At 65.6% G+C, this 532-nt stretch carries 1 protein-coding gene; it reads right to left on the bottom strand.

Going from position 1 to position 532, the window contains the following annotated elements; translation table 11 throughout:
• Positions 1-238: 238 nt before the first annotated feature.
• The coding region (locus QSJ97_RS24665; protein WP_285675154.1) for an ATP-binding protein at positions 239-532 on the bottom strand (294 nt) is incomplete at its 5' end.

The following is a 532-nucleotide window of genomic DNA, read 5'->3' as shown; positions in this document are numbered from 1 at the left end:
GCAGCTGCGTATTCCGACGGATCCGAACAGCGGTTCCAGCGACATCCGTACGTGGATTCCGGTGAACCCGTACAACACTGAGCGCCGCTGCTGAGCGCGAGTTTCTGATGTCAGTCGCTCCCCCTCTGTTCAAGGTTTTGGGCGTTTTCGTTGAGGGAGCCGCGCGCGGCGCAGCGTGCGCCCCAGCACGCTGACGCTGTGCCGCGCGCGGCGGGCGGTTTTCGGGTCGGCTCCGAGATCATGCGTCGTCCTCTCCGACGCCGGCATCGCGGGTCTTTCGGAGCGACGGGCCGTCGGGCGGGAGCCGGTGGGCATTGTGGATCAGGCGATCGAGGATGGCGTCGGCGAAGGCGGGCTCGTCGACAACGGCGTGCCAGGCATCCACGGGGAGCTGGCTGGTGATGACGGTTGACCCGGACTGGTATCTGTCCTCGACGATCTCCATGAGGTCCCGGCGCTGCGGCGCGGTTAGCCGATCGGGACCCCAGTCGTCCAAGATCAGCAAATCGACTTTTGTGAGCTGGCGGAAAAG

It is taken from the genome of Paralimibaculum aggregatum, from assembly GCF_030270585.1.
GTDB lineage: Bacteria > Pseudomonadota > Alphaproteobacteria > Rhodobacterales > Rhodobacteraceae > Thermohalobaculum > Thermohalobaculum aggregatum.
The sequence above is the reverse complement of the archived record's forward strand: the minus strand, read 5'-3'. Positions and strand labels throughout refer to the sequence as shown.